This is a genomic window from Falsiroseomonas selenitidurans (genome assembly GCF_012103215.1).
Taxonomy (GTDB): domain Bacteria; phylum Pseudomonadota; class Alphaproteobacteria; order Acetobacterales; family Acetobacteraceae; genus Falsiroseomonas; species Falsiroseomonas selenitidurans.
On the sequence record NZ_JAAVNE010000056.1, the window covers coordinates 23879 to 30983 of the forward strand.

Consider the following 7105-nt stretch of genomic DNA (forward strand, 5'->3'; position numbering starts at 1 on the left):
TTCCCCCGACAGCCTTTGTCCGCCGCGCCGGCGCGGCCGCCTTCCCGGACCCTCAGCCGCCGGAGCGGACGATGCGCACCAGCGCCGCCACATGCTCGGGCGGTGTCACCTTCTCGATCCCGTGGCCCAGGTTGAACACGAAGGGCCGGCCGCGCATCGCCGCCAGGATCTGCCGCGCCTCCGCCTCCAGCGCCCCGCCGCCGGCGATCAGCGCCAGCGGGTCCAGATTGCCCTGCAGGCCCACGGTGGGCGCCACGGCGGAGGCCGCGAAGCGCGGATCCATGGAGGTGTCCATCGCCACCGTGTTCACCCCGGTGCGCAGCGCATATTCGCCGATCAGCGGGCCGGCCAGGCGGGGAAAGCCGATGATGGGGATGGAGGGGTGCAGCCGCTTCAGGTGGCGCACGATGGTCGCCGTCGGCTCGATCACCCAGCGGCGGAACTGGCTGGGCGGCAGCAGGCCGGCCCAGCTGTCGAACAGCATCAGCGCCTCCGCCCCTGCCTCCGCCTGGGCCAGCAGGTATTCCGTGGTGGCTTCCACCAGGGTGCGGATCAGCTTGCCGAACAGCGCCGGGTCGGTGAAGGCCATCTGGCGCGTCGTCGCGAAGTCCCGGCTGCCATGGCCTTCCACCATGTAGCAGGCGACCGTGAAGGGGCTGCCGGCGAAGCCGATCAGCGCCGTCTTCGGGTGCTGCGCATCCACCGCTTCGCGCACCCGGCGCACCGTCTCCAGGATTGGTGCCACGCGCTCCCGCACCGCATTCAGCTCCAGCGCGTTCACCGCCGCCAGGTCGCGCAGCGGCTCCAGCACCGGGCCCTCGCCCTCGGCGAAGCGCAGCGGCTGGCCCAGCGCCCAGGGCACCATCAGGATGTCGGAGAACAGGATGGCGCCGTCCATGCCGTAGCGGCGGATCGGCTGCAGCGTCACCTCCGCCGCCATCGCCGGGTTGGTGCACAGCGCGATGAAGCCGCCGGCCTGGGCCCGCACCTCCCGGTATTCGGGCAGGTAGCGGCCGGCCTGGCGCATCAGCCACATCGGCGGCGGCCAGACGGCCTCCCCGCCCAGGGCGCGCAGCAGGGGTTTCGCGTCCGCCATGGCGGTACCGACTGGCTCTGCCGACACGCTCTGCCTCCCCCATTCCTTGCCTGCCCTGCCTACGGCACGGCCGCGGAAACGCCAATCTCCCAAAGAGAGAAAGAATCCTTATTGGGAGATGTAGGTGTAGGGCCCTGTGGACGCTGTGGATCAACTGTCCCACGCCACTTGTCCACAGACCTGTCCAGGCGAGCCTTGGCCCGCAAGCGTCTGGCCGGCCATGCTGAATCCTGTTCTCCCCGCTCCGGGCGCGGCGGCGCGGGGGACTGCCCCCCGGTGCACGGTTCGGGCCGGTTGTCCCCGCTCCGCGCCGCTTCGGGCTTGACCGGGCCGGGTTTTCCCCGCCATCCCCATCATCCGAGCCCGGTCCCATCGCCAGAAGCGGGCCAGCTCCGGGGGAGTTCGCCACCGCCATGCCGAACCGCACCATCAACCTGCACCTCGTCTCCGACAGCACCGGGGAGACGCTGAATTCCATCGCCCGCGCCACCCTGTCGCGCTTCGAGGACCCGCATGTGGTGCATCACCGCTGGTCGCTGGTGCGCTCCCGCCTCCAGCTCGACCGGGTGCTGGAGGGGATCGAGGCGGAGCCGGGGCCGGTGCTGCATACGCTGGTGGACCGCAGCCTGCGCCATGCGCTGGAGGAGCAGTGCAAGCGCCTCGGGATCGAGCATATGTCGCCGCTGGAGCCGGTGATGGAACTGCTGCAGCGGGAGATCGGTGAACAGGCGCGGGAAAAGCGCGGCGCGCAGCATGTGATGGATGCGGATTATTTCCGCCGGATCGATGCCATGCACTACGTGCTGGCCCATGATGACGGCCAGGGCACGGCCGGGATTGCGGAGGCCGATGTCTGCATCGTCGGCGTCTCCCGCTCCTCCAAGACGCCGACCTGCTTCTACCTGGCAAACCGCGGCATCAAGGCGGCGAATGTGCCGCTGGTGCCCGGCGCGCCCCTGCCGCCGGAGCTGGAGACCGCCCCCTGCCCGGTGATCGGCCTGCATATCGAGGTCAGCGCGCTGATCGAGATCCGCCGGCACCGGCTGAAGCTGATCGGCGCGCATGGCGTGCACCACGATGCCACGGATTATGTGGACCATGAGGCGGTGAAGGCGGAGATCCAGGCGGCGCGGCGGCTCTGCACCCGGCATGGCTGGCCGGTGATCGACGTGACCCGCCGCTCGATCGAGGAAACGGCGGCCACCGTGCTGCAATTGATGGACGCCTGGCATGCCCGCCGCGGCGCCAGGCCGGCGGAGGCGCCGCGCTCCATCGACCCGGCCTCCGTCGTGCTGGGCGGGCCGGCCGGCTGATGCAGGCCGAGACCCCGAAGCTGGTCCTGGCCAGCGCCTCCGCCAGCCGCCGCGCCGTACTGATTGCTGCCGGCCTGCGCTTCGAGGCGGTGGCCGCCGCGGTGGATGAGGCGGCGATCAAGGAATCCGCCCAGGCAGAGGGCATCCCCCCGACCGAGGCGGCGCTGATGCTGGCCGAGGCCAAGGCGATGCGGGTGGCGCGCCGCTGGCCGGATGCGCTGGTGATCGGCGGTGACCAGCTGCTGGTCTGCGACGGGATCTGGTACGACAAGCCGGCGGATATGGCGGCGGCGCGCCGCCAGCTGCTGGCGCTGCGCGGCCGGCGGCACGAGCTGGTGAACGGCACGGTGGCGTGGCGCGGCGGCCAGCGCATCTGGCAGGACGTGACCACGCCGCGGCTGACCCTGCGCGACTTCTCCGAGGAATTCCTCGATGCCTATCTGGCGGCGGAGGGGGAGGTGCTGCTGGCCAGCGTCGGCGCCTATCGGCTGGAAGGGCTGGGCGTGCAGCTGATGGCGCAGGTGGAAGGCGAGCACAGCGCCATCCTCGGCCTGCCGTTGCTGCCGCTGCTGCGCTTCCTGCGCCAGCACGGGGTGCTGGCGGCGTAGCCTGCCGCTACTCCACCGGCAGGAAGATGAAGACCACCGCCGCCAGCAGGCAGCCCATGGCGGCGAAATAGGTCCAGCGCAGCTGCTCGCCCAGGAACATCACGCTGAAGACGGCGAAGACCGCCAGCGTGATCACCTCCTGCATCACCTTCAGCTGCTGGCCGGTGAAGGTGCCGTAGCCCAGGCGGTTGGCCGGGACGGCGAAGCAGTATTCGAAGAAGGCGATGCCCCAGCTGGCCAGCACCGCCAGCCAGAGCGGCCAGGCGGGCTGCTTCAGATGACCGTACCAGGCGAAGGTCATCAGCACGTTGGACACCACCAGCAGCAGCGGCGTCAGCCAGAGCGGGCTCACGGGATCCTCGCGGGTTGTGGTGGCGGCGGCAGCCGGGCCAGCAGGTACAGCATGATGCCCATGGCCGGCAGGGCGGCCAGGGTGGTCAGCCCGAAGAACCAGGACCAGCCCAGCCCGGCCGCCAGCCAGCCGGAGGAAGCCCCCAGCGTGCGCAGCGGCACCGCGGCGAGGGAGGACAGCAGGGCATATTGCGTGGCGGTGAAGCTGCGGCTGGTCAGGGCGGAGAGGTAGGTGACGAAGGCGGCATCGGCGAGGCCGTCGGTGAAGTTCTCCACCCCCACCTGGGCCCAGAGCATGGGCGGCGAATAGCCGGCCTGCGCCAGCGCCACATACATCAGGTTGGACAGCATCTGCAGCAGGCCGGTGACGACAAGCGCCCGCGCCGTGCCGAGCCGGGCCACCACCCAGCCGCCGGCCAGCGCGCCGCCCAGTGTCATGAACAGGCCGAAGACACTGCCGACCGCCGCCACTTCCAGCCGGGAGAAGCCGAGCTCGCGGTAGAAGGGCGCGGTCATGATGCCGGCCAGCGCCTCGCCCAGCTTGAACAGGGCGACGAAGGCCAGGATCGCCACCCAATGGCGGCGGCCCATGAAATCCACGAAGGGATCCACCACGGCCAGCTTCAGCCGCCGCGACCAGGGCAGCACCTCGACCGGGGGCGCCGCCGGTTCCGGCCCGGCCAGCACCGCCAGGAAGCCGATGCCGATCAGCGCCGCGCAATAGGCGAAGGCGGCGGTCCAGCCGGCGAAGGTGGCAATGGCCAGGGCGCCGGCATTGGCCGCCAGCAGCGCGCCGCGATAGCCCCAGATGTAGCAGGCCAGGCCGTAGCCCTGCTCCGTCTCCTCCAGCACCTCGATCCGGTAGGCATCCACCACGATGTCCTGGCTGGCCGAGAGGAAGGCGACCAGCACGGCGACCAGCACCGTCACCGCCGCCGACGCCACCGGGTCGGTGAAGCCGAGGCCGAGGATGGCCAGCGCCAGCAGCGGCTGGATGCTGGCCAGCCAGCCGCGCCGCCGGCCGAGCCGGCGGAAGGCGGGCGGCGCCGCATGGTCCAGCACCGGCGACCAGAGGAATTTGAAGGCATAGGCCAGCCCGATCAGCGCCGTCAGCCCGATGGCGGTCAGCGAGACCCCGGATTCGGAAAACCACTGGCGCAGCGTGAAGGCGGTCAATGGCAGCGGCACGCCGGCGGAAAAGCCCAGCGCCAGCAGGACCAGGAATCGGCGGTCGCGGAACAGATTGGCCAAGCGAAGCTCCTCTCGCCCGGGCCAGCCTTACAGGCGCGGCGGCCCTGGCGGAACCCGTGGCGCCGATGCGTCGGCGGGCAGCCTGGACACAGCCCGGGCCCAAGGCGCCCGGATAGCCGTCCGCCCTCCTCCTGCGCAGCGTCCGGCCGGCGGCCTCACCCCTGCTGCAGGGCCTCCTCCAGCGCCAGGCGCGCGGTGCGGATGCGCTGGAACAGCCGGCCGGGCGCCACCAGCCGCAGGCCGGGCGCATCCACCCGCAGCAGCAGCGTCGCCCCTGGCGCGAGGCCGAGCGACCGGCGCAGCCCGCCGGGCAGGGTCAGCCGGCCCTTGCGGTCCAGCGTCGGGGCGCGGCCGCGGATGGCGGTTTCGCTGGGGCTTACATGCAGCTCCCCTTCCTCGACCGCGACATCCAGCTTCATTCCTGGTTGCAGCGCCGATGCTTCCCGCAGGGCGGGGGGCAGCAGGACCCGACCACGGGTGTCGAGACGCACTCTGTTTGCACGCATGTCAGGATCCGACCGTTGCAGGGTGCAGTCTGGCGCAGAATGCACGTGTTGCGCAAAGGTCGGGGGCGTTCTGCACGCGCCTGGCAGCTTGCCGCATTGCCGGAAGGGCGGATCGGCATGGGCCGGGGGCGCCCGATTCCAGCAAGAAGGGTCGCGCGCCTTTGGCATGGGTGCAGCGTCCGCCTTGCATGCCAAAGTGATGTGAAACCCTTTTGGGTGCGGGCAGATCAAGGTGTAACCTTGGCAATTGAGGCCTCATGGCGCCCCCCGCCATTCGGCCGGCCCCCGCGGCGCGTCGCATTCCCCCACACCGGACCTCCTCCGGCGGCGCGTCGCGGGGCCCCCCCCCGCGTGAAGGGGACCCATTCAGAATTCCAGGCCTCTGGGGCCGGCCCCGCAGCCCGTCTTTCCACACGCGCTGGAACCGTTTCACTCCAAGCGAAGGCGGTGAAACGGCTCCAGCTTATTGGTTCGACGCATTTTCCGAGTCGCCTTGCGAAGCCGCAAGGCTTGAATGCGCTAGGAGCCTGTCCGAGAAATCGCTATCCGATCAGGCCTTGGTTTGATTCACCGCCGGGTATGAGCAAGACCTTCCGGCCCTGGGACGTGGATCAGACATGGCTTTTACCGCGGTCGGTGCATGAGTTTGTGCCGCCCGTCCATCTTGCGCATTTTGTGCGGGACACGGTGCGGGAGGCCTTGGACCTTTCGGCGATCGTAGGCGTCTACAAGGGCGAGCAGGGCCAACCGCCCTACCATCCCGGCATGCTGGTGGCGCTGCTGCTGTATGGCTACAGCCGGGGCGTCTACTCCAGCCGGCAACTGGCGCGGGCCTGCGAGGAGCGGACGGACGTGATGGCGGTCACCGGTCTGAACCGGCCGGATTTCCGTACCATCAGCGACTTCCGCCGCCGGCACCTGGGCGCGTTGTCGGACCTGTTCGTGCAGGTGCTTCGGCTGTGCCAGGCGGCCGGCTTGGTCAAGCTGGGGCATGTCGCGGTGGACGGCACCAAGCTGCGCGCCAATGCCAGCCGACATAAGGCCATGAGCTACAGGCACATGATGAGCCAGGAGCCGAAGCTGGCGGCCGAGGTGCAATCCTGGCTCGACCAGGCCGATGCGGCGGATGCGGCGGAGGATGCGCAGCACGGCGCGGGCCGGCGCGGCGACGAGATGCCCGACTGGATGGCCGACAAGCAACGCCGGCTGGCGCGTATCCGCGCGGCCAAGGCACAGCTGGACGCCGAGGCGAAAGAGGCGAAAGCCGAGCCTGGCAGCAATGAACCGGAAGGCCCCGGGCCGTCATCGGGCATGCAGGAACGCGGCGCGCGCAAGACCACGCCCACAGGCCAGCCGCCCGACCGCGCCCAGCGCAATTTCACCGATGGCGACAGCCGCATCATGCCCAGTGGCGGCGGCTTCATCGCCGGCTACAACGGCCAGATCGCGGTCGATGCCGCGCACCAGATCATCGTCGCCCAGCGCCTGGCCACCAACCCGGCGGACTACGCAGCCCTGCTCCCGCTGGTGGATCAGGCGCGTGCGAACCTCGGCCGCAAGCACCGTGAGGTGTCCGGCGATAGCGGCTTCGCAACCGAGGCCAACCTCGCTGGCCCGGCCGACCGCGGCGTACGGCCATACCTCTCGCCAGGCCGCATCCGCCATGGCGAGACAGATCCCACGGCCGGGCGCGTGCTCAAGCGCAAGCAGCTGATGCAGGCCATGGCCGACACGATCCGCAAGGCCGGTCGGCGAAGTCGATACCGGCTGCGCAAGCAGGTCGTCGAACCGGTCTTCGGGCCGATCAAATAGGCCAGAGGCTTTCGCCAGTTCCTGCTACGCGGTCTCACCAACGTCAGAGGCGAATGGGCGATGCTCTGCACCGTCCACAACCTCCTCAAGCTGCACCGCGCCGCGCCGTGAAAAGCCCAACCTCATCCAGCGCAATCCAAGATCCCGCGATTGATCGCGCTGCCGGCC

General features: G+C 70.1%; 6 protein-coding genes and 1 pseudogene. 3 read left to right on the top strand and 4 right to left on the bottom strand.

Going from position 1 to position 7105, the window contains the following annotated elements; translation table 11 throughout:
• Positions 1-52 precede the first annotated feature (52 nt).
• Positions 53-1096 (bottom strand): uroporphyrinogen decarboxylase, encoded by a 1044-nt coding sequence (gene hemE, locus HEQ75_RS23570; protein ID WP_168034576.1) that lies wholly within the window; start codon positions 1094-1096, stop codon positions 53-55.
• Positions 1097-1509: 413 nt separating this feature from the next.
• Here hemE and HEQ75_RS23575 point away from each other — a divergent pair, with 413 nt between their 5' ends.
• Both HEQ75_RS23575 and HEQ75_RS23580 read left to right on the top strand, forming a co-directional pair.
• Positions 1510-2409 (top strand): pyruvate, water dikinase regulatory protein, encoded by a 900-nt coding sequence (locus HEQ75_RS23575; protein WP_168034577.1) that lies wholly within the window; start codon positions 1510-1512, stop codon positions 2407-2409.
• Positions 2409-3017 carry a Maf family protein gene (locus tag HEQ75_RS23580; RefSeq protein ID WP_168034578.1) on the top strand — a complete coding sequence of 203 codons (609 nt, stop codon included), beginning with the start codon at positions 2409-2411 and terminating at the stop codon, positions 3015-3017. The genes HEQ75_RS23575 and HEQ75_RS23580 overlap by 1 nt, the downstream gene beginning before the upstream one ends.
• Positions 3018-3024: 7 nt before the next feature.
• Here HEQ75_RS23580 and HEQ75_RS23585 read toward each other — a convergent pair whose 3' ends face one another.
• The 3 genes from HEQ75_RS23585 to HEQ75_RS23595 form a co-directional block, all read right to left on the bottom strand.
• Positions 3025-3369, bottom strand: a complete 345-nt coding sequence (locus HEQ75_RS23585) for a DMT family protein (RefSeq protein ID WP_328734775.1) — start codon at positions 3367-3369, stop codon at positions 3025-3027.
• Complete coding sequence (locus HEQ75_RS23590) at positions 3366-4619, bottom strand: AmpG family muropeptide MFS transporter (RefSeq protein ID WP_168034579.1); 1254 nt, start codon at positions 4617-4619, stop codon at positions 3366-3368. Before HEQ75_RS23590 ends, HEQ75_RS23585 begins: the two co-directional genes overlap by 4 nt.
• Before the next feature lie 155 nt (positions 4620-4774).
• Entirely contained in the window at positions 4775-5038 is a 264-nt protein-coding gene (locus HEQ75_RS23595; RefSeq protein ID WP_168034580.1) for an AbrB/MazE/SpoVT family DNA-binding domain-containing protein, read from the bottom strand.
• Between the two features lie 666 nt (positions 5039-5704).
• Here HEQ75_RS23595 and HEQ75_RS23600 point away from each other — a divergent pair.
• A pseudogene (locus tag HEQ75_RS23600) lies at positions 5705-7048 on the top strand (IS1182 family transposase).
• Positions 7049-7105 lie beyond the last annotated feature (57 nt).

What these genes read in the sequence shown, in the direction of transcription:
- HEQ75_RS23580 (WP_168034578.1), top strand. Translation starts at nt 2,409, where the DNA reads ATGCAGGCCGAGACCCCGAAGCTGGTCCTGGCCAGCGCCTCCGCCAGC.
- hemE (WP_168034576.1), bottom strand. Translation starts at nt 1,096, where the DNA reads ATGGCGGACGCGAAACCCCTGCTGCGCGCCCTGGGCGGGGAGGCCGTC.
- HEQ75_RS23595 (WP_168034580.1), bottom strand. Translation starts at nt 5,038, where the DNA reads ATGAAGCTGGATGTCGCGGTCGAGGAAGGGGAGCTGCATGTAAGCCCC.
- HEQ75_RS23575 (WP_168034577.1), top strand. Translation starts at nt 1,510, where the DNA reads ATGCCGAACCGCACCATCAACCTGCACCTCGTCTCCGACAGCACCGGG.